We start from the raw sequence: 20,886 nt of genomic DNA on the forward strand, positions 1-20,886 counted from the left end.
GGCTCAGGCTCCGGGCTCGACGCCGCCCACCATCGCTGCGTAGACGTCGAGCACGGTGCGTCGCTGGGCCGGCGTCAGGTTGGGGTCCTCCTCCAGCGCGGCGCGGGTGCGCCGGCGGGCCGCCTCGAGCTCGTCCTCGGTGCGCGTCTCGCCCACGAGCTCCTCGGGGTCGACCCCCAGGATGGTCGCGATGCTGCGCAGCACGTGGTCGCTCGGTCTGCGCAGACCGTTCTCGATCTGCGAGAGGTAGGGGCCCGAGATCCCCGACATCGCGGCCAGCTGCCGCATGGGCAGGGCGGCCAGCTCCCGCTGCTGACGGATGAGCGCGCCGAGCGTCGGGGGGACGGAGGACATCGCCAAAGGATACCGCCGGAGGCTACTGTGGCCGGATAGCCCTCGGACGTGAAGGAAGGTCGACCCGTGAGGTCAGAGCTGGGAACCACCGCGTCCGGGACGCGCACGGTCTCGCTGGAGGAGCTTCCGGGCCTGGTGGGCCAGCGGCTCGGGCCATCCCGTCCGGTCCGGATCACCCAGGAGCAGGTGGACGCCTTCGCCGCGGCCACCCACGACCGGCAGTGGCTGCACACCGACCCGGCCCGAGCGGCTCGCGGGCCGTTCGGCACCACCGTCGCGCACGGCTACCTCACGCTGGCGCTGCAGACCTCGCTGCTGTGGGACGTCCTCCGGGTCGTCGGCGCGGGCAGCGTCGTCAACTACGGTCTGGACCGCGTCCGTTTCGTCTCCCCCGTCCCGGTCGGCTCCGAGCTGGTCATGGACGTCGAGGTCACCGCGGTCACCCCCGTGACCGGCGGCTACCAGCTCGCCTACACGGCCACGATCAGCGTGCCCGGCGCCTCGCGCCCGGGCTGCGTGGCCGACGTTCTCTTCCGCTACCTGCGCCCCGAGGAGGGCTGAGAGATGTCGATCCCAGGAATGCCCGGTATGCCGCACATGTCCGGTATGCCCGGGTCCACCGGACCCTTCCCGATGGGCGGTGCGCCCTTCTCCATGGGCGGCGCGCCGTTCATGCGGCTGGTCAGCCCCGAGGACACCGCACCCGACCCCCGGCTGGTCGAGGCGATGGCACCGGTCATCGAGTTCCTCGGCCGCAACGACCCGCTCGGCCTGGCACCCGCCACGGTCACGGTCCTGCAGCGGGCGCTGGCCAACCCGATGGCGATGATGCACGCCTACGCCCGGCTGTCCCAGGGGATGGTCCAGCTGCAGGTGGCCTCCACCGCCAAGGCTCTGGGCGTGCGGACCGACCCGGTCCTGGCTCCCGAGGCCACAGACCGACGGTTCAAGGAGCGCACCTGGGAGGACAACCCGGCCTTCTTCGCGCTGCAGCAGTCCTACCTGCTCGCCTGCCGCTTCGCCGAGGACGTGCTCGAGGCGGGGTCCAGCGGCGACGCCGACGACCTCGACGACCGCAAGGCCGCCTTCCTGGTCCGGCTGGTGACCGAGAGCCTGTCCCCCACGAACTTCGCCGGCACCAACCCCGAGGCGATGATCCGGGCCTTCCAGACCGGCGGCCAGTCGCTGGTCCAGGGTGCGTCCAACATGCTCGAGGACTACGTCAAGCGCGGCGGGATGCCCGAGCAGGTCGACGCGTCCGGCTTCGCGCTCGGGGAGAACCTCGCGGCCACCCCTGGCAAGGTCGTCTTCCGCAACGACCTGATCGAGCTCATCCAGTACGCCCCGCAGACCGACCAGGTGCACGAGGTCCCGATCCTGTGCAGCCCGCCGTGGATCAACAAGTTCTACGTCATGGACCTGGCCCCGGACCGCAGCCTCGTGGAGTGGATGGTCGGTCACGGCCGCACCGTCTTCATGATCAGCTACCGCGACCCGGGCGTGGAGCTCGGCCACCTGACGATGGACGACTACCTGCGCCAGGGCGTGCTGTCCGCGCTCGACGTCGTCGAGGAGATCACCGGGTCCCCCAAGGTCGACCTCGTGGGGCTCTGCCTCGGCGGCGCGATGGCGACGATGGCAGTGGCCAGCCTCGCCGCCGGGGGCGACGAGCGGGTCAACAGCCTGACCACGCTCAACACCCTCATCGACTACTCCGAGCCCGGTGAGCTGGGCATCTTCACCGACGCGGAGACGCTCAGGCGCGTGCGGGACCGCATGCTCGAGCGCGGAGGGGTGCTGCCGGCCAGCGACATGGCGCGCACGTTCGACCTGCTCCGGGCCCGTGACCTGGTCTTCCGCTACGTGCCCGGCCGGTGGCTCATGGGCGAGAAGTCGCCGGCCTTCGACGTGCTGGTCTGGAACGCCGACTCCGTGCGGATGCCGGCGACCATGCACACCGAGTACCTCGAGGCGCTCTACGGCCAGAACCGGCTGGCCCGCGGCGACTACGAGCTCGGCGGCCAGCAGCTCGACCTCAAGGACGTGACCGTCGACAGCTACGTCGTCGGCGCGATCAACGACCACATCGTCCCGTGGACCTCCTCCTTCGCCGTGACCGGGCTGACCGGCGGCAAGGTGCGCTACGTGCTGAGCAACGGAGGCCACATCGCCGGGGTCGTCAACCCGCCCGGCCCCAAGGCGTGGTACGAGGCGCTGCCGGCCGGCAAGGACAGCACCACGGGCACCCCCGAGTCGTGGCGCGCCTCGGCCACGCGGACCGCGGGCACCTGGTGGGAGGACTGGACCAGGTGGAGCACCAAGCGCGCCGGCACGATGGTCGACCCGCCGCCCCTCGGCAGCGAGAAGCACCCGGCCCTGACCGACGCCCCGGGCGACTACGTGCGCTGACCTGCGGCGACGCACGGCATACCCTCTCGGTTTGGTGGTGTTAGCAGATGCCTGCTAACATTGCTAACGCAGCAGGGAGGCACCCGACCTCCCCGCAGGACGAAGAACAACCCCTAGCTGAAGGAGATCACCATGGCTGACGCCAAGCGCACCCCGACCACCCCGGACCTCGAGGCCACCGCGACCCGCATCCGCGAGCTCAACGAGCAGCTCATCGAGGCCTCGAAGAAGAACGGCAACGTCTCGCTGGACGTCTACGAGAAGGCCCTGGCCGACATGCTGCAGTTCTCGCAGCAGGCCGCGGACTCGACCCAGAACGACGTCATCTCCGCCATCACCAAGGCGCACAGCGACTACATCACCTCGATCACCCGGGTCTTCACCGGCGCCGCCCGCGACGCCCTGAAGTGACTCGCAGCACCACCTGCTGAGGGAAGGGTCCGTCTCGACGGCACCCTTCCCTCAGGCATGCTGGCCCGCAGGCTCCGGCTAGGATCTGCGGGCCGCTGGCATGCCGGCCGGCTCGTGGCCCCGCCACGCGCCTGACCGGCACGTGCACCACCCCCGTGAACCGCTGACAGGAGCTTGCCGCACATGACTGACGCCGCGACCGCACCCGCCCCCGTGTCCGACCGACGGACGGACGTTCCGTTCGAGCCGGGCGTCGGCGCCCACCTGGAGCACTCCGCCGAGCCGCAGGACGTGCGCTGGACGTTCGCGCCGTTCGACGTGGCTGCGGCCTGGACCAAGGGGTGGGTGGACTGGACCACGAACGCCGTGCGCCGCGGCAGCACCCCGCTAGGGGTGCTCGCGGACGCGCAGCGCTTCTGGTCGGTCGCGACCGAGCGGAAGCAGCCCGCCTGGTCCACGCCCTTCCGGGTCGTGCGCGAGTGGCCCGTCGCGCGCCTCCTCGACTTCTCCACCGAGCCCGGCTCCGACGTCGTCCCGACCGTCTTCCTGCCGCCGCAGGCGGGGCATGCGTCGACGATCGTCGACCACGCTCCTGGCCAGAGCCAGGTCGTCACCGCCCTCGAGGAAGGCCTGACCCGCCTGTTCGTCGTGGACTGGCTGGGCGCCACGACGGCGACCAAGGACACCACCGTCGAGGACTACGTGAAGGTCCTGGACGAGACGCTCGCACAGCTCGGCGGCCGGGCCAACCTGGTGGGCGACTGCCAGGGCGGCTGGCTGGCCACGATCTACGCGGCGCTGCGCCCCGGGTCCGTCGCCTCCCTGACGATCGGCGCGGCCCCCATCGACTTCCACGCCGGCGCCGGCGCGATCCAGGACTGGGTCGACTCGATGGGCAGCGAGGAGGACCCGATGCTGGGCTACCGGCTGCTGGTCGAGGCCAACGGCGGGGTCCACCGTGGGGAGCTGCAGGTCAACGGCTTCAAGATGATGGAGCCGGCCGGCGAGCTGACCCGCCTGGCCGACCTCTGGGCCAACGTCGGCGACCCGGAGCACGTGGAGCGCTACCGTCGCTTCGTCTCGTGGTTCGAGACCCCGCAGGACATGCCCGGCGCGTTCTACCTCTGGACCGTCGAGCACCTGTTCCTCAACAACGAGCTCGTCGCGGGCACCCTGCAGGTCGGCGACGAGACGGTCGACCTGGGTCGGATCACGATGCCGGTCAACCTGCTGGCCGGCACCGGCGACCACATCACGCCGCCCGGACAGGTCTGGGCCCTGGCCGAGCACGTGTCGACCCCGCCCGAGGACGTGAGCAGCCACTTCGTCGAGGCCGGCCATCTGGGCCTGTTCATGGGCCGACGCGCGCTCAAGGAGCACTGGGCCCCGCTGTTCAGGAGCGTCCGCGAGAAGACCGCGGTCGCCCCCGCGCAGAGCAAGCCGGCTCCGAAGCCGGCATCCGCGCCGAAGACCTCGGCGGCGAAGAAGGCACCGGCGAAGAAGGCACCGGCGAAGAAGGCACCGGTTCAGACAGCGCCCACCGCCAAGACCGAGCCGGCCAGCACGCCTGTGGCCAAGCCCTCGACGGCGAGGAAGGACAGCCCCAAGAAGGCCTGAGGTCGGACCTGGCCGCCGCTTGCGCCAGGTGGCGGCCAGGACGACCGACACGCCGCAGCGCACCTCGTCGTCGTGCACGCCACGCCGGCGCATGGCACCGGTGGGTGAAGCCGGGGCGGCGTGCCGGGGCGTGCTGAGCTCACATGTCCATGCCGCCGTTGACGCCCCAGACCTGGCCGGTGATGTAGGCGGACTTGTCCGCGCACAGGAAGTGCACGACGCGGGCGATCTCGTCCGGGTGGGCCAGCCGGGCCATCGGGATCTGGCCCTTGATCTTGTCGAGCACCTTCTCCGGCACCGCCTCGACCATCTCGGTGTTGACGTAGCCCGGCGTCACCGTGTTGACGGTCAGCCCGATCGAGCCGGTGTCGAGCTTGCCGGCACGCTGCAGGTGGAAGACGGCCTCGCGGGCCAGCGTCTTGGTCAGACCGAACAGTCCGGACTTGGACGCGGCGTAGTTGGCCTGGCCGATGTTGCCCATCTCCCCGATGATCGAGGAGACGTTGACGATGCGGCCGGTGCCCCGCTCCACCATGTGCTTCAGGGCCGCCTGGGCCATGTAGAAGGTGCCGGACAGATTGACCGCCAGCACGGAGTCCCAGTCGTCGTCCTGCATCTTCAGCACCGTGCGGTCACGGGTGATGCCGGCGTTGTTGACGAGGATGTCGAGCTGGCCGTGCTGGGAGATGACCTCCTCGACGGTGCGGCGGCAGTCGTCCGCCGTGGCCACGTTGCCCTGGTGCACCGAGAAGCTCGACCCGGGGAACTGTTCCTGCAGCTGACCCAGGAACTCCTGGGCCCGCTCCTGGTCGCGGCCGTAGCCCATGGCGACGGTGGCTCCCTGGTCGGCGAAGCTTCGGCTGATCGCGGCGCCGATGCCCCGGGTCCCCCCGGTCACGAGGGCGACACGACCGGCGAGCTTGCTCCCGCGTGGTCCTGTGGTCTGCTCTGACATCTGGCTCTCCTTCGTCGGAGGATCGGCTGTCACCACACGCTACCCCTTCGCGCGGGCCGGCGGGCGGCCCCGACGGGAAGAGCGGTCAGCCGCACCTCGCGTCGGCGGACCGTACCGCTGCGAGCGCCTGCCCCAGCAGGTCCGGCGCGTCGTGCTCGAGCCACACGACCCGGGGGTCGCGCCCGAACCAGCGCTCCTGCCGGCGCGCCAGCCGCCGGGTGGCCATGACCGTCTCGGCCACGGCCGCCTCCTCGGTCAGCTCGCCGTCGAGCTGGCGCAGCACCTGGGCGTAACCGACGGCGCGCGAGGCGGTGCGCCCCTCGCGCAGCCCGGCCTCCACCAGGCCACGGACCTCGCCGACCAGACCCGCCCCCCACATCGCCGACGCCCGGGCGGCGATCCGCTCGTCGAGCACCTCGCGGTCGGCACGCAGCCCGATCGTCACCGTCGGCTCGACGTGCTCGCGCGTGGGCATGGTGGCGCTGAACGGCCGGCCGGTCAGCTCGATCACCTCCAGGGCCCGGACGATCCGCCGTCCGTTGCGCCGCTCGATCCGTGCCGCCGCCTCGGGGTCGCGCGCCGCCAGCTCCGACCCCAGCGACTCGACCCCCTCCGCCTCGAGCCGGGCCTCGAGCCGGGCGCGAACGTCGGGGTCGGTCGGCGGGATCTCGAGCCGGTCCAGCAGAGCGCGCACGTAGAGCCCGGAGCCGCCCACCACCACCGGCACCGCGCCCCGCTCCCGGATCGCCGCCAGGTCCGCCCGCGCGGCACCCTGGTATGCCGCGACGCTCGCCTCCTGCCTCACGTCCAGCACGTCCAGCTGGTGGTGCGGTATGCCGTGCCGCTCCGCCCCGGTCAGCTTCGCGGTGCCGACGTCCATGCCCCGGTAGAGCTGGGAGGCGTCGGCGTTGACGACCTCTCCGCCGAGCTGGACCGCCAGCTCGACCCCGAGGTCGGACTTGCCGGTGGCAGTGGGGCCGACCACGGCCACGACGGCCCGCCCGCCGCCGGAGGAAGACGGCGCGCCGTGGGCGGGGTCGGACGGCGGGGCGGACACGTCTGCCATCCTGTCACCGTCCGCCCAGAGCGGGTCCTCGCCGCCGGGCAGGACCCGAGGTCCCGAGGCCGAGGGCGTCGAGGAGACCGAGGACAGCGGGGACGCGGAGGGCACCGGCGACGCGGTCCCGCCCCGTGAGCGCAACGAACCGGTCCGACCGCGCCGGGGGGCCTGCACCCCATACCCTGGCACCCATGGTCGACACCCCGATCGAGGTCCACATCATCGCCGACTCCACCGGCGACACCGCCGCACGCGTGGCCCGTGCCGCGGCGGCCCAGTACGTCGGCTACGACGTCCGCATCATCCGCCACCCCCGGCAGTCGACGGCCGACGGGCTGCACGACGCGTTCGCGCGGATGCGCCCGGACCGGGCGCGGACCGTCGTCTTCTCCACGGTCGTCGACGAGGTGCTCAGACGGCTGGTCTCCCAGCTGTGCAAGGACCGCGGGCTGCCGCACGCCGACCTGCTCGAGCCGGCCGTGGGGGCCCTGCGCGAGGTCACCGGGCGCGACCCCTCGCGGGTGGTCACGCCGGTCGGGGTGAGCGAGGACTACTTCAAGCGGGTCCAGGCCATGGAGTTCTCGATCGCCAACGACGACGGGCACCTGTCCAACCACCTGCGCGAGGCCGACATCGTGCTCATCGGGGTGAGCCGCTCGGGCAAGACCCCGCTGTCGATGTACCTGGGCTACCTGGGCTACAAGACCGCCAACATCCCGCTGGTCCCGGGCATCCCTGCTCCCGAGCAGCTCGCCCAGGTCCAGCGCTGGAAGATCGTCGGCCTGACCATCGACCCCGAGCGGCTCTCGGAGATCCGCACCCGGAGGGTGCGGGCGATGGGCTCGCACGCGCTCCAGCGCGACGGCTACACCGAGCTCGTGCGGATCTTCGACGAGCTGGACGAGGTCGCCGGGGTGCAGCGCAGTCTCGGCTGCCCCGTGATCGACACCACGAACCTGGCGCTGGAGGAGGCGGCGGGCAGGGTGATCGAGCTGGTGCAGAAGCGCAAGGAGGCCGCGGCGGGCACGGGGGCACGCTGACGCTAAAGTGCGGCGTGAGGGCCACCAGGGCAGGAGCCCCGGGCGTATCGAAGGAGAGCGGACCGAGATGAGCCAGACCACGTACCTCTACGACATGTCCGAGGGCGACGCGTCGATGAAGAAGTTGCTCGGCGGCAAGGGCGCCAACCTCGCCGAGATGAAACGTCTGGGCATCCCCGTCCCGGACGGCTTCACGATCAGCACCGAGGCGTGCGTGGCCAGCATGGAGGCGGGGGGCGAGTGGCCCGAGCACCTCTGGGAGGACGTCCTCGAGCGGCTCGAGCGGCTCGAGCAGCGGACCGGGCGGACCCTGGGCGGCGCCGAGAAGCCGCTGCTGGTCTCCGTCCGCTCCGGGGCGGTCGTGTCCATGCCCGGGATGATGGACACCATCCTCAACCTGGGCATCGGCGACGAGACGGTGGAGGCCCTCGCCGCGGAGTCGGGCAGCCCGCGCTTCGCCTGGGACTCCTACCGCCGCTTCCTGCAGATGTACGGCGAGGTCGTCGAGGGCGTGGCCCCGCACGTCTTCGAGGACGAGCTCACCGCGATCAAGGCCCGCCGCGGCGTCGAGCAGGACACCGACCTCACCGCCGAGGACCTGCAGGAGCTGGTCGCCACCTACAAGGACGTCTCCCGCAAGGAGCTGGGCCGCGACCTGCCCAGCGACCCACGGGAGCAGCTGCGCGGCGCCGTGGACGCGGTCTTCCGCAGCTGGGACACGCCGCGGGCGCGGGTGTACCGCAGGGCCAACGACATCCCCGACGACCTGGGGACGGCCGTCAACATCATGCAGATGGTCTTCGGCAACCTGGGCGACACCTCCGCCACCGGCGTCTGCTTCACCCGCAACCCCTCCACCGGCGTGCACGAGCTCTACGGCGAGTTCCTGCTCAACGCCCAGGGCGAGGACGTCGTCGCCGGCATCCGCACCCCGCGCGAGCTGGCGGAGATGGAGGAGGTGCTTCCCGAGGCCTACGCCCAGCTCATGCAGACGATGCAGGACCTGGAGAAGCACTACAAGGACATGCAGGACATCGAGTTCACCGTCGAGGACGGCACGCTCTACCTCCTGCAGACCCGCAACGGCAAGCGCACCGCCGCCGCCGCGCTGCGGGTCGCCCGCGACCTGGTCGAGGAGGGTGTGCTGACCCGCGAGGAGGCCCTCACCCGGATCGCGCCCAGCCAGCTGGACCAGCTGCTGCACCCGGCGATCGACCCCGACCACGGCCGCACCCCGCTGACCCGCGGCCTGCCCGCCTCGCCCGGCGCGGCCGTCGGCGCGGTCGTCTTCGACGCCGACACCGCCGCCGAGAGGGGCCGGGCCGACGAGCCGGTCGTGCTGGTGCGCTACGAGACCACGCCGGACGACATCCACGGCGTCATCGGCGCCCAGGGCGTGCTCACCGCGCACGGCGGCATGACCTCGCACGCCGCCGTCGTCGCCCGTGGCATGGGCAAGCCGTGCGTCGCCGGTGCCCAGGGCATCCGGATCAACACCGCCGAGAAGACGCTGACCGTGGGCGAGGACGTCTTCCACGAGGGCGACGTCATCACCCTGGACGGGTCCACCGGTGACGTCTACGGCGAGGCCCTGGAGCTGGTCCCGCCGCAGATCAACGAGGACTTCAGCGCGATCGTCGGCTGGGCCGACGAGGTGCGCCGCCTCGGGGTGCGCGCCAACGCCGACACCGCCGAGGACGCCGCCCGCGCGCGCGAGCTGGGCGCGGAGGGCATCGGCCTGTGCCGCACCGAGCACATGTTCATGGCCGCCGACCGGCTCCCGGCGGTGCGCGAGATGATCCTGGCGGAGTCGGTGGAGGACCGCGCCGAGGCGCTGGAGCGCATCCTGCCGATGCAGCAGGAGGACTTCGAGGGCATCTTCGCCGCGATGAAGGGCCTGCCGGTCACCGTGCGCCTGCTCGACCCGCCGCTGCACGAGTTCCTGCCCGACCTCGTCGAGCAGTCCCTGCACGTCCAGCGTCTGGAGCTGACCGGTGGCGACCAGGACGAGCTGAGCACGGCCCGCACCCTCCTCGGCCAGGTCAAGCGGCTGCACGAGCAGAACCCGATGCTCGGCACCCGCGGCTGCCGCCTCGGCATGCTCTACCCGGAGATCCCCGAGATGCAGACCCGCGCGATCGTGCGCGCCGCGCTCGCGGTCCGCCAGCGCGAGGGCGAGACCGCGCAGGTGGAGGTGATGATCCCGCTGGTGGCCTACGCCAGCGAGCTGCGGGCGCACCGTGAGATCGTCGAGCGCACGGTCGCCGAGGAGCTGGAGGCCGCCGGCGAGCAGCTGGACGTGCGGGTCGGCACGATGATCGAGCTGCCCCGGGCCGTGATGGTGGCCGACCAGATCGCCGAGTACGCCGACTTCTTCTCCTTCGGCACCAACGACCTGACCCAGACCGGCATCGGGATCAGCCGCGACGACGCCGAGGGCGGGTTCCTGTCCGCCTACGTCTCCGACGAGGTCATCCCGGCCAACCCGTTCGAGTCGATCGACCGCGACGGCGTCGGCGGCCTGGTCCGGATCGGCACCGAGCGGGGCCGCTCCGTCAAGCCCGACCTCAAGGTGGGCGTCTGCGGCGAGCACGGCGGCGACCCCGCCTCCGTCGCGCTCTTCGAGGAGCTCGGCCTGAGCTACGTCTCCTGCTCGCCCTACCGGGTGCCGATCGCCCGCTTCGCGGCCGCGCGCGCGGTGCTGGACGGCCAGCAGGCGGGGTGACCCCGGACGCTGACGGCGGGTGCGGTCAGGTCGTCGCCGACCTGGCCGCGCTCGGCGGCTTCTTCGTGCTCGCGGCGCCCCCTTCCCCAGGCACCGACGCCCTCCCCTGGGCCGACGCGCTGGCCGACGAGGCTCTCCGCGCACGGTTCGCCACCGTGCGCGCGGCGCTCGCGGCCAGCAGCGGCCTGCCCCTCGATCAGGTGGACCTCAAGGTGGCGGTCTCCGCGACGCAGGTCGGGCTCGCCTCCCGGCTCTGGTCGGTCGCGCTCGCCGGCGCGGTCCTGCACGGCTGGCTGCCCGACCTCTCCCCGGCCAACCTGCTGGCCTCCCCCGGTCATCGCGGCCCGGTCCCGCTCGGGGTCGGGCGCCAGGGCCCGGGGTATGCCGTGCCGGCCGTCGGCGGCGACGCCGCGGCCGCCGCGTCGGTCGTGGCGGGCGCGGTCCTGCCCTCGCTGACCCTGCTCGCCGATGCGTGCGCTCGCACGGGCCGCACCCCGCGCAGGGTGCTGACGAGCAACGCGACCTCGGCCCTGGTCGGTGGCGCCCGCGTGCTCGCGGGCCTGCGGCCGCGCCAGGGGCCCGCCGCCTGGGCCCTCGCCCGAGCCCTGCTCGACCTCCCCCAGGTCGCCGACGGAGGCGCGAGGGTCGCCGCTGCCTCGCTGCCCGACGGGGTGGGCGGCGCGATGGAGCAGGCCGACGAGGCGTTCCTGCGCTCGGGGTGCTGCGTGTTCTACCGGCTGCCCGGGCACGGACTGTGCCCCGACTGCGTGCTCGCGCCCTCCCGCGCCGGCGAGGTGACCCCGGGGCACTGAGCTGGCTCGGGCCACGTGCGGATCAGCGCGGGCGCACGCCGCCGGTGCCGGTCCCCTCGTCGAAGGCGTAGACCTCGACCCCGTCGAGGTAGGTGCGCAGCACCCGCGAGCTCAGCGCGAGGGGGTCCCCGGACCACAGCACGACGTCCGCGTCCTTGCCCGGGGTGATGCTGCCGACCCGGTCGTCGACACCCAGGACCCGTGCCGGGTTGATCGTCACGGCCCGCAGTGCGGCGTCGCGGTCCATCCCCTCGCGGACCGCGAGCGCGGCCTGGGTGATGAGGTACTCGATCGGCACGACCGGGTGGTCGGTGATGATCGAGACCTCCACGCCCGCCCGGTCCAGGATTCCTGGCGCCCGCAGCGAGCGCTCGCGCACCTCGACCTTGGAGCGGCTGACGATGAGCGGGCCGTAGAGGACCGGCACACCCTTCTCGGCCAGCAGGTCGGCGAGCAGGTAGCTCTCCGTGCCGTGGTCGAGCACGAGCCGGTAGCCGAACTCGTCGGCCAGCCGCAGCGCGGTGGCGATGTCGTCGGCGCGGTGGCAGTGCTGTCGCCACGGGATCTCCCGCTCCAGCACCCTGACCAGGATGTCGCCGACCAGGTCGGTGTCCACGGGGGCGTCGGCCGCCTCGACGCGCGCCCGGTAGGAGCGGGCGGCCGCGAAGGCCTTGCGCAGCACCAGCGCCACGCCGAGCCGGGTGGCAGGGGTCTTGTTCTGCTCGCCGTAGACCCGCTTGGGGTTCTCTCCCAGCGCCGACTTCACGCCGGAGGGGTTGCGCAGGACCATCTCGTCGACGTAGCGCCCGTAGGTCTTCAGCGCCACGGCCTGGCCGCCGATCGGGTTGCCGGAGCCGGGGTTGACGTTGACGGTCGTGATCCCGCCCATGAGGGCGTCGTCGAAGCCCTGCTCGCGGGGGTTGATGGCGTCGATCGCGCGGGCCGCGGCCATGACGGGGTCGGTCATCTCGTTGGTGTCCTGGCCGGCCCAGCCCTCGCCCTCCTCCCACACGCCGAGGTGCACGTGCGCGTCCACGAGCCCCGGCAGCAGCCAGCCGCCGGTGCAGTCGACGACCTCGGCGTCCTCGGGCACCGCCACGTCCGCCCGGCCGCCGACCGCCTCCACCCGGCCGTCCCGCAGCAGGACGGCACCGTCCTCCAGCGGCTCCTGGTCGATCGTCACGACGCGGCCTCCGAGGAGTGCGATCGGGCGGTCCTGGGTCATCTGCTGTCTCCTTGCTCCGGGGCTGGTCGTCGTGGCTCGACGCCCACCGCCCACCCTACGCACCGCCGGATGTGATGGACGCCTCACCTACCGGCGCGTAATGGACCGGGCAGATCCCTTGTGCTGGCCGCCTCCCCTCTGGGAGGATGGGGAACACTGAGCGGACGCCTCGCGTTGGCACAGACGAAGCGCGAGACGACCTCACCCTGCGAGGTGGTCGAGACCGATACACCGACGTGTCGCCCGCCGACCCGGTGGTGGACCCAGTTCCCCGGACGGCGCGGTGACCACGATTTGCTGCCCGGCACCGGGCGCGGACCAAGGAGCACGACTGATGGACTGGCGCGATCGCGCAGCCTGCCTGGACGAGGATCCCGAGCTGTTCTTCCCCATCGGGAACACCGGGCCCGCCCTGCAGCAGATCGAGGATGCGAAGGCCATCTGCCGCACCTGCCCCGTGATCGACGAGTGTCTGCGGTTCGCGCTGGAGAACGGACAGGACGCCGGGGTGTGGGGCGGTCTATCCGAGGACGAGCGCCGCGCGCTCAAGCGCCGCAAGGCCCGCGCCCGCCGCGCCGGCTGACCCGCCCCCCAGCACTACGGTCGTCTCCAGTCCCTGAGTCGTCTCCGGCCCCTCAGTCGTAGGTCGAGGACCGCAGCCGCACGGTGAACCGCACGACGGTGCCGTGCGGCTGCACCGCCTCCCAGCTGATCGTGCCGCGCAGGTCGCTGATGAGCGCCTCGACGATCTGCATACCCAGCCCTGAGCGGTCCGGCCCGTCGGTCCTCTCGGGCAGGCCCTGACCGTTGTCGCTGACCGTGACGTCGATGACGTCCTGGTCCTCGACCCGGTGCCGTCGCGCCTCGACCACGACCCGCGGCGCGGCCCGGTCCGCGCGCGGACCGGCACCGTCGCGGCGCTCCTCGAACCCGTGCTCCACCGCGTTGTGCACCAGCTCGGCCAGCACCATCGCCAGGTGGGTGGAGTCCTCGGCCATCAGCCGGCCGAAGGAGCCCCGCAGCTCGGTGGCCACCACGCTGCCCGTGGAGGCGACCTCCACGGTGGCCCGCAGGACGCGGTTGGCGACCTCGTCGAACTCCATGTGTTCGGACATGCCCTGGCTCAGCGTGTCGTGCACGAGCGCTACCGTCGACAGCCTGCGTCCGGCCTCCGCCAGCGCCTCGCGGGCGCCGGCGTCCTCCAGCCGGCGCGACTGGATGCGCAGCAGCGCGGCGACCGTCTGCAGGTTGTTCTTGACCCTGTGGTGGATCTCCCGGATCGTCGCGTCCTTGCTCAGCAGCTCGCGCTCGCGGCGGCGGATCTCGCTGACGTCGCGCAGCAGCAGGAGGGCACCGATGCGGGTCCCCGACCGGGTGAGCGGCACGGCCCGCAGGGTCAGGTTCGTGCCGCCCGTCTCGATCTCGGTGCCCCACGGCGCACGCCCCGTCAGCACGAGCGGCACGGCCTCGTCGATGGTCGTGCCGGGCAGCAGCCGGCTGGTGACGATCTCGGACAGGTCGGCGCCATTGACCTGGTCGGTGTGGCCCAGCCGACGCAGCGCCGAGACGGCGTTGGGACTGGCGTAGTCGATGAGCCCGTCGGCGGTCAGCCGCACCACGCCGTCGCCCACCCGGGGGGTGCCGCGGCCCACGCCGGTCGCAGCGCCGTCGATCGGGAAGCCGCCCTCAGCGACCATCCCGAACAGCTGCTGGCTGATCTGCAGGTAGTTGACCTCCAGGCCGCCCTGCTGTCGCATGTTCTGCAGGTCGGTATGCCGCACCAGCACCGCGATCGTGCGGCCGCCGTGGACGACCGGGACGTACTGCTCGCGGACGTAGCCCAGCTCCTCCGGCGTCACCGACCGGCCGGTGCTCAGGACGTGGCCCAGCCAGCGCTCGCGATCGGCCGAGGCGGGCGAGCCGATGACGTCCTCGTGGTAGAAGTTCGGACCGGTCGTCGGCCGGGCGTGCGAGGCGAGGAACCAGGGCGAGACGTGCGGGTCCTGCTCGTCGTCGGCCCCGACCGGGATCCACAGGGTCAGGTCGGCGAAGGACAGGTCGGCCACCATCTGCCAGTCGCCTACCAGGCGGTGCAGCCAGTCGACGTCCGCGGCGGACAGCGCCGTCCGGGAGAGGGTGTCACGCAGGGTCGGCACGGGGGAACTCTAACCCGCGCGGTGCCGATCCGGCCCCGGTCGACGGGAGCCGCCGCGCCCCGGGACGTGGGCGCGGCGGCCGCTGGTGGGGCGGCAGGGCCGCTCAGTCGCCGGCGGACCCCTGGCGCACCAGTCCGCGCAGGGTGCGCAGGGCCACGGACAGCGGTGCCAGGTCCGGGTGGTCCATCTCGCCGACCGTGCGCAGCACCTGACTGGTGCGGGTGAGGGCGGCGCGGTTCTCGGCCATCCAGGCGTGGACCCGCTCCTGCGACACCGTCCCGTCGGTGGTGCGCTCGGCGATGGTGCCGGTCAGCCCGCGCATCACGCCGTAGATGTCGTCGCGCAGCGCGCCGCGGGCCAGCGAGGACCACCGGTCCTGGCGCGGCAGCTCGGAGACGTGGGTGAGCAGGGAGTCGAACCGGAACGCCTCGGAGACGCCGAAGTAGACCGCGGCGACCTCCTCCACGTCGCGGTCCATGCCCATCGCCAGCTCGGTGATGTCGAGCAGCGAGAAGCTGTCCAGGCAGGTTGCGTAGGCCCTGGCGAGCTCCTCGGGCACCCCGTTGGCGGTGGCCCACTCGACCTGCTGCTCCATCCGCTCGCGCTCGCTGCCCTGGAGCAGGTCGGGCAGCATCGGCACCATCGTGCGGACGGCCCCGGCGAACCGGTCGATCTCGGCGGTCATGCCGCCGCTGAGCGAGCGGTTGTGCAGGAACCAGCGCACGGCCCGGTCGATGAGGCGGCGGAACTCCAGGTAGAGCTCGGACTGCGTGTCGGTGTCCACCTCGTTGTCGAGGGCCTCGACCGCGTCCGTGTACGCGGCCAGCCCGAAGACCTCGCGCACCACGTGGAAGGCGCGGGCGATCTGGACGAGGGTAGCGCCGGTCTCGTCCAGGGCCCGGTAGGCGAAGCTCACGCCGCCCCGGTTGACCATCGCGTTGGCGATCTCGTTGACGATGATCTCGCGCCGCAGCGGGTGGTCGCGCAGGGTGGACCCGCAGGCGTCGACGAGCGGTGCGGGGAAGTAGTGGTGCACCGCCGAGTCCATCGCCGGGTCGTCCGGCAGCGGGCTGTCGACCAGCGCGTCCTTCAGCCCCAGCTTGGAGTAGGCGATCAGCACCGCGAACTCCGGGCTCGTCAGGCCGAGGTTCTCGCGCTCGCGCCGCTCCCACTCCTTGGTGTCGGGCAGGAACTCCAGCTCGGGGTCCAGGCCGGCGCTCTCGGCGAGGTAGTCGACCAGCCGCCGGTGGACCGGCGCCATCAGGTCGCCCTGGTGGCGAGCGTTGCCCAGCAGCACGTTCTGCTCGTAGTTGTGCCGCAGCACCTTGTCGGCGACGTCCTCGGTCATGGACTCGAGCAGCTCGTTGCGCTGCTCGAGGGTCATCGCGCCGTCCTGCACCAGCGGGGTCAGGGCGATCTTGATGTTGACCTCGTGGTCGGAGCTGTCGACCCCGGCGGAGTTGTCGATGGCGTCGGTGTTGATGTGCACTCCCGACAGCGCCGCCTCGATCCGGCCCAGCTGGCTGCAGCCGAGGTTGCCGCCCTCCCCGACGACGCGGACCCTCAGCTCGCGGCCGTCGACGCGGATCGCGTCGTTGGCGCGGTCGCCGATCTCGGCGTCGCTCTGCCGGGAGCTCTTGACGTAGGTGCCGATGCCGCCGTTCCACAGCAGGTCGACCGGCGCGCGCAGGATCGCCCTGAGCAGCTCGGCCGGCGTCATGCTGGTCACGTCCTCCTCCAGCCCCAGGGCGGCGCGGGCCTGCGGGCTGACCGGTACCGACTTGGCGGTGCGCGGCCAGACGCCGCCGCCCTCGCTGATCAAGGAGGTGTCGTAGTCCGCCCAGCTGGAGCGCGGCAGCTCGAACAGCCGCTTGCGCTCGGCGAAGGAGCTCGCCGCGTCCGGGTCGGGGTCGATGAACACGTGCCGGTGGTCGAAGGCGGCGACCAGGCGGATGTGCTCGGAGAGCAGCATGCCGTTGCCGAAGACGTCGCCGCTCATGTCCCCGATCCCGACGACGGTGAAGTCCTCCTCCTGGGTGTCCAGACCCAGCTCGCGGAAGTGGCGCTTGACCGACTCCCACGCGCCGCGGGCGGTGATGCCCATCTCCTTGTGGTCGTAGCCGGCCGAGCCGCCCGAGGCGAAGGCGTCGTCGAGCCAGAAGCCGTAGGACTGCGCGATGCTGTTGGCCAGGTCGGAGAAGCTGGCCGTCCCCTTGTCCGCGGCGACGACCAGGTAGGTGTCGTCACCGTCGCGGCGCACGACCCGCTCCGGCGCCACCACCTCGCCGCCGACCCTGTTGTCGGTGATGTCGAGCATGCCCCGGATGAAGGTCGTGTAGGCCTCCTTGCCCTCGGCGAGCCAGGCGTCGCGGTCCACGTTCGGGTCCGGCAGCGCCTTGGCGAAGAAGGCCCCCTTGGAGCCGGTCGGGACGATCACCGCGTTCTTGACCATCTGGGCCTTCACCAGGCCCAGCACCTCGGTGCGGAAGTCCTCGCGCCGGTCGCTCCAGCGCAGCCCTCCGCGGGCGACGGCGCCGAAGCGCAGGTGGGAACCCTCCACGCGGGGGGCGTAGACCCAGATCTCGTACGCGGGACGCGGCTCGGGCAGCATCGGCAGCTCGCTGGGGCGCAGCTTGAGCGAGACGTGCGCCTTGTGCTCGCCGTCCTCGTCGCGCTGGTAGAAGTTCGTGCGCAGGCTGGCCTCCACCACGGCGGTGCAGGTGCGCAGGATCCGGTCCTCGTCCAGGCTGGCGACCGACTCGAGCTCCTTCTCGATGGCGGCCACCAGCTCGGCGGCGCGCCCGTCCCGGCCCTCGGCGTCCAGGTCGAGGTCGGGGTCGTAGCGGGTGGCGAACAGGTCCACGAGCGTCCGCGCGACCTCCGGGTTGTCCACCAGGGCCTGCTCGACGTAGCCCAGGCTGGAGGTGACGACCTGGCGCACGTAGCGGGCCAGGGTGCGCAGGACCACCACGCGGCGCCAGTCCAGCCCGGCGGTCAGGACGAGGGAGTTGAGCCGGTCGGACTCGGCGGCCCCGCGCCATACCGCGACGAAGGCCTCCTCGAAGGCGGCGGCGACCTCCTCCTCGGTGCGCTCCCCGTCCCCGGTCCAGCGGGACTCCTCGTCGGCGCGCAGCCCGAAGTCGTAGACGTGGGCCGTGCCCGTGCCCAGTTCGACCTCGTAGGGTCGTTGCACCGTGACCTCGACGCCGAGGTGGGAAAAGACGGGAAGGACGTCGGTCAGGGACATCGGCCGGGTGCGGTAGAGCTTGATCCGGCGTTCGCCGGCGCCGTCACCGGCGGCACGGTAGAGGTGCGGCCGGGCGGCGCTCGTCGCCCGGCCCAGCGTGGCCAGGCGGGTGATGTCGAAGTAGGCGTCCTGCCCGCCGAAGTCCTCCTTGTAGGCCTCGGGGAAGACGCCGGAGTAGGTCGCCAGCAGGTCCCCGGCCTCCCCCTCGTCCTCGACCTGCTCGGCGACGGCGTCGGTCAGGTCCTCGGTCCAGGTGCGGGTGACCTCCTGCAGCGCTCGCTCCAGCTCGGCCGGCTCGGTCTCGGCCGGGCGGTCCTTGGGCAGCTTGATGGTGAAGTGCAGCTGGGCCAGCGGCCCGTCGCCCACCCGCGTGCTGTAGTCGGTCATCGCCCCGCCGTAGCTGTCCTCGAGCAGCTTCTGGACGCGCAGCCGGTTGGTCGAGTTGTAGCGGTCCCGCGGCAGGAAGATCAGCGCGCTGACGAACCGGCCGAACTCGTCCTTGCGGACGAAGGCCCGGGCCTGGGGGCGCTCCTCCAGGCGCAGCACCGCCTGGGCGATGTCCTCCAGGTAGCCGACCGGCGCCTGGAAGAGCTCGTCGCGCGGAAAGCTCTCCAGCACGCTGACGAGGTCCTTGCCCGAGTGGCTCGAGGGGGCGTAGCCGCTGTGCCTCAGCACCTGCCTCACCTTGTCACCGGCGATCGGCAGCCGGATGGCCGCCTCGGCGTAGGCGCTCTGGGTGAACAGGCCCAGGAAGCGCTGCTCCCCGATCACCCGGCCCTGGCCGTCGAACCTGCGGATCCCGACGTAGTCCAGCGGCACGGGGCGGTGCACGGTGGCGCGGGTGTTGGCCTTGGTCACGGTGAGCAGGCGGGCCTCGCGCGCCGTCTCGGCGGCCTCGGGCCGCAGCGGGCTGAGCGAGGTGGCCGTGCCCTCCGCCTCGCGCAGGATCCCCAGGCCGCTGCCGGGCACCGAGCGCAGGTAGGCCTCGTCGCCCTCCTCGACGAGGTCGTAGGTGCGGTAGCCCAGGTAGGTGAAGTGGTTGTCGTCCATCCAGGTGAGGAAGTCGACGGTCGGCCCGACCGAGGACTGGTCGACCGTGCTGGGCGGGGCGTCCCGCAGGTCGGCGATGATCGTCCGTGCCCGCTCGCGCATCGCGGGCCAGTCCGCGACCGCCCGGTGCACGTCGTCCAGGACGCGCTCCAGGTCGGTGCGCAGCTTCTCCCGCGCGCCCTCGTCGGTGACCCGGTCGACCTCGACGACGATCCAGGACTCGGCCCGCCGGCCGTCCCCGGCCTCGCGGGGGTCGGTGCCGACGACCTCGCCCGTCGCCTCGTCGACGACCATCTGAGGGTGCAGGAGCTGGCGGGCGGCGAGGCCGTGCTGGGAGATCTCGCCGAGCACGGAGTCCACCAGGAAGGGCATGTCGTCGGTGACGACCTGGACGAAGGTGCGGCGGCTGGTGAAGCCCTGCTGGTCCTGCGTGGGGTTGACGACCCGCACCGCGGCCTGCCCCGGCGTCCGCGACCTGGAGAGCTCGGCCAGCGAGCGGGCGAGCGCCTCGCGCTGGTCCGGGTCGCGCCGCGAGGCCTCCTCAGGTGCGTGGTGGTAGAACCTGTCGACCAGCGTCTCGGCCATCGTCCTAAGCGCTCCTTGCCTCGTTGCTCGTGCTCCCAGCCTGCGCACGCCGACGTGCGCGGGACGCACCTCGGCGGACGTCCGCGTCCAGCCTACTCGGCGGGGAGAGACCGGGGAGGGCGGGCCGCCGGGGGCACCTGACGCCGGCGGACCCGGCCTGGGGACGACGGACGGGCCGGGGCTCCGAACCTGCCTAGAGTGGTGCCATGGACCGTCCGCAGCCCGGGACCGGCGTCGCGCCGGCCCGACCGGCAGCCTCGCGCGCCGCCGCGCTCGCCGCCCTCGACGATCTGCAGGACGCGGCGGCGGACCTGGGGATGGACGAGGCGACCGGACTGGTCGACGCGGTCGTCGACGACCTGGGGCACCTCCTGGTCGACCTGGCCGAGGGCTCCTCGGCCCCGACGCCCCGCCCGCGGGTGGTCGGCGCGATCGGCGGCCCGGCACGGCCGGTGGACCACGCCTCCTGCCGGGTCGCGGCCGCGGCGCTGGGTCGGGTCTCCGCGGTGCTCGCAGCGGGTGCTCCGGTCTGGGCGCCGCCTGCGGGGGTGGTCGCCGAGAAGCTGGCCGACCTGCTCATCCAGGTCGCGGACACCCCGCGCGGCGGACAGCTGAGCCCGTCCGCCCGGGGTCTGGTGGTGCGCCGGGTCAACGCTCTGTCGCGTCGCCTGCGGTCGCTGGGCTGAGGGGCGCGGCGGAGGGTCGATTCCCGGGCGCTAGGTTGAGGGGTATGCGGATCACCGAGACGGTCGTGCACCCCACCGACCCGTGGGCCACCTTCGAGATGCTCACCGACCCGACCTACCAGGAGCTGCGCTGCCGCCGCTCGGGAGCCACCGACCAGACGGTGGGCGTCGAGCAGGAGGGCCAGGCCACCGTGGTCACCACCCGCCGCCACCTGCCCAGCGACGGGGTGCCCGACTTCGCCCGCGCCTTCGTCGGTCCGACCCTGCTGCTCGTGGAGATGGTGCGCTGGGGCTCGGCCGACGAGGACGGGGAGCGCGAGGCCGCCGTGTCGCTGGAGCTGCCCGGCCTGCCGGTGGCCTTCACCGGCGGGACGCACCTGCGCCGCGGCGCCCAGGAGGGCACCACCGACCAGGTCCTCGACGGCGACCTGGAGGCCAACGTGCCGCTGCTGGGCCACCGCATCGAGCAGGCGGTGGCCCCGCGGATCAGCGCGATCATGCGGATCGAGCAGGAGGTCTCCCGGGAGTGGCTGGCCGCCCGCTGAGGCGGCGGG

At 72.5% G+C, this 20,886-nt stretch carries 16 protein-coding genes; 10 read left to right on the plus strand and 6 right to left on the minus strand.

Features of this window, described 5'->3' with window-relative positions:
- Positions 1–3 precede the first annotated feature (3 nt).
- On the minus strand, positions 4–354 hold the full coding sequence (locus tag DV701_RS06370; protein WP_114927567.1) for a helix-turn-helix domain-containing protein: 351 nt from the start codon (positions 352–354) through the stop codon (positions 4–6).
- 66 nt (positions 355–420) lie between these two features.
- On the opposite strand from DV701_RS06370, the gene DV701_RS06375 reads away from it, so the two are divergent.
- The 4 genes from DV701_RS06375 (at position 421) to DV701_RS06390 (ending at position 4,791) form a co-directional block, all read left to right on the plus strand.
- On the plus strand, positions 421–915 hold the full coding sequence (locus DV701_RS06375; RefSeq protein ID WP_228255254.1) for a MaoC family dehydratase: 495 nt from the start codon (positions 421–423) through the stop codon (positions 913–915).
- 3 nt (positions 916–918) lie between these two features.
- On the plus strand, positions 919–2,763 hold the full coding sequence (locus DV701_RS06380; RefSeq protein ID WP_202863653.1) for a PHA/PHB synthase family protein: 1,845 nt from the start codon (positions 919–921) through the stop codon (positions 2,761–2,763).
- A gap of 132 nt (positions 2,764–2,895) precedes the next feature.
- The gene (locus DV701_RS06385; protein WP_114927568.1) at positions 2,896–3,174 is read left to right on the plus strand and encodes a hypothetical protein; all 279 of its coding nucleotides are present in this window, start codon (positions 2,896–2,898) and stop codon (positions 3,172–3,174) included.
- Positions 3,175–3,357: 183 nt separating this feature from the next.
- Positions 3,358–4,791 carry a DUF3141 domain-containing protein gene (locus DV701_RS06390; protein ID WP_114927569.1) on the plus strand — a complete coding sequence of 478 codons (1,434 nt, stop codon included), beginning with the start codon at positions 3,358–3,360 and terminating at the stop codon, positions 4,789–4,791.
- Between the two features lie 139 nt (positions 4,792–4,930).
- Here the strand turns inward: DV701_RS06390 and DV701_RS06395 are convergent, their stop codons facing one another.
- The gene (locus tag DV701_RS06395) at positions 4,931–5,746 is read right to left on the minus strand and encodes a beta-ketoacyl-ACP reductase (protein ID WP_114927570.1); all 816 of its coding nucleotides are present in this window, start codon (positions 5,744–5,746) and stop codon (positions 4,931–4,933) included.
- An 85-nt stretch (positions 5,747–5,831) separates the two neighbouring features.
- On the minus strand, positions 5,832–6,812 hold the full coding sequence (gene miaA, locus DV701_RS06400) for a tRNA (adenosine(37)-N6)-dimethylallyltransferase MiaA (RefSeq protein WP_114930853.1): 981 nt from the start codon (positions 6,810–6,812) through the stop codon (positions 5,832–5,834).
- A gap of 185 nt (positions 6,813–6,997) precedes the next feature.
- Here miaA and DV701_RS06405 point away from each other — a divergent pair, with 185 nt between their 5' ends.
- The 3 genes from DV701_RS06405 (at position 6,998) to DV701_RS06415 (ending at position 11,383) form a co-directional block, all read left to right on the plus strand.
- Positions 6,998–7,846, plus strand: coding sequence for a pyruvate, water dikinase regulatory protein (locus DV701_RS06405; RefSeq protein WP_114927571.1), 849 nt, complete (start codon positions 6,998–7,000; stop codon positions 7,844–7,846).
- 67 nt (positions 7,847–7,913) lie between these two features.
- Positions 7,914–10,571, plus strand: a complete 2,658-nt coding sequence (gene ppdK, locus DV701_RS06410; protein ID WP_114927572.1) for a pyruvate, phosphate dikinase — start codon at positions 7,914–7,916, stop codon at positions 10,569–10,571.
- Positions 10,568–11,383: a (2Fe-2S)-binding protein gene (locus tag DV701_RS06415; protein WP_114927573.1), complete on the plus strand. Its 816-nt coding sequence runs from the start codon at positions 10,568–10,570 to the stop codon at positions 11,381–11,383. The genes ppdK and DV701_RS06415 overlap by 4 nt, the downstream gene beginning before the upstream one ends.
- A 22-nt stretch (positions 11,384–11,405) precedes the next feature.
- Here the strand turns inward: DV701_RS06415 and DV701_RS06420 are convergent, their stop codons facing one another.
- Positions 11,406–12,608, minus strand: a complete 1,203-nt coding sequence (locus DV701_RS06420; protein ID WP_114927574.1) for an amidohydrolase — start codon at positions 12,606–12,608, stop codon at positions 11,406–11,408.
- Positions 12,609–12,942: 334 nt separating this feature from the next.
- Between DV701_RS06420 and DV701_RS06425 the strand changes: the two genes are divergently transcribed.
- Positions 12,943–13,191 (plus strand): WhiB family transcriptional regulator, encoded by a 249-nt coding sequence (locus DV701_RS06425; RefSeq protein WP_114927575.1) that lies wholly within the window; start codon positions 12,943–12,945, stop codon positions 13,189–13,191.
- Between the two features lie 52 nt (positions 13,192–13,243).
- Here DV701_RS06425 and DV701_RS06430 read toward each other — a convergent pair whose 3' ends face one another.
- Together DV701_RS06430 and DV701_RS06435 are read right to left on the minus strand one after the other, a co-directional pair.
- Positions 13,244–14,764, minus strand: coding sequence for a sensor histidine kinase (locus DV701_RS06430; protein WP_114927576.1), 1,521 nt, complete (start codon positions 14,762–14,764; stop codon positions 13,244–13,246).
- Positions 14,765–14,867: 103 nt separating this feature from the next.
- Complete coding sequence (locus DV701_RS06435) at positions 14,868–19,646, minus strand: NAD-glutamate dehydrogenase (protein WP_114927577.1); 4,779 nt, start codon at positions 19,644–19,646, stop codon at positions 14,868–14,870.
- 206 nt (positions 19,647–19,852) lie between these two features.
- Here DV701_RS06435 and DV701_RS06440 point away from each other — a divergent pair, with 206 nt between their 5' ends.
- Both DV701_RS06440 and DV701_RS06445 read left to right on the plus strand, forming a co-directional pair.
- Positions 19,853–20,332 carry a hypothetical protein gene (locus DV701_RS06440; RefSeq protein WP_114927578.1) on the plus strand — a complete coding sequence of 160 codons (480 nt, stop codon included), beginning with the start codon at positions 19,853–19,855 and terminating at the stop codon, positions 20,330–20,332.
- 44 nt (positions 20,333–20,376) lie between these two features.
- Positions 20,377–20,877 (plus strand): DUF2505 domain-containing protein, encoded by a 501-nt coding sequence (locus tag DV701_RS06445; RefSeq protein WP_114927579.1) that lies wholly within the window; start codon positions 20,377–20,379, stop codon positions 20,875–20,877.
- Positions 20,878–20,886 lie beyond the last annotated feature (9 nt).

Origin of the sequence: Ornithinimicrobium avium, from assembly GCF_003351765.1 — a bacterium.
In the GTDB taxonomy this organism is placed as follows: Bacteria; Actinomycetota; Actinomycetes; order Actinomycetales; family Dermatophilaceae; genus Ornithinicoccus; species Ornithinicoccus avius.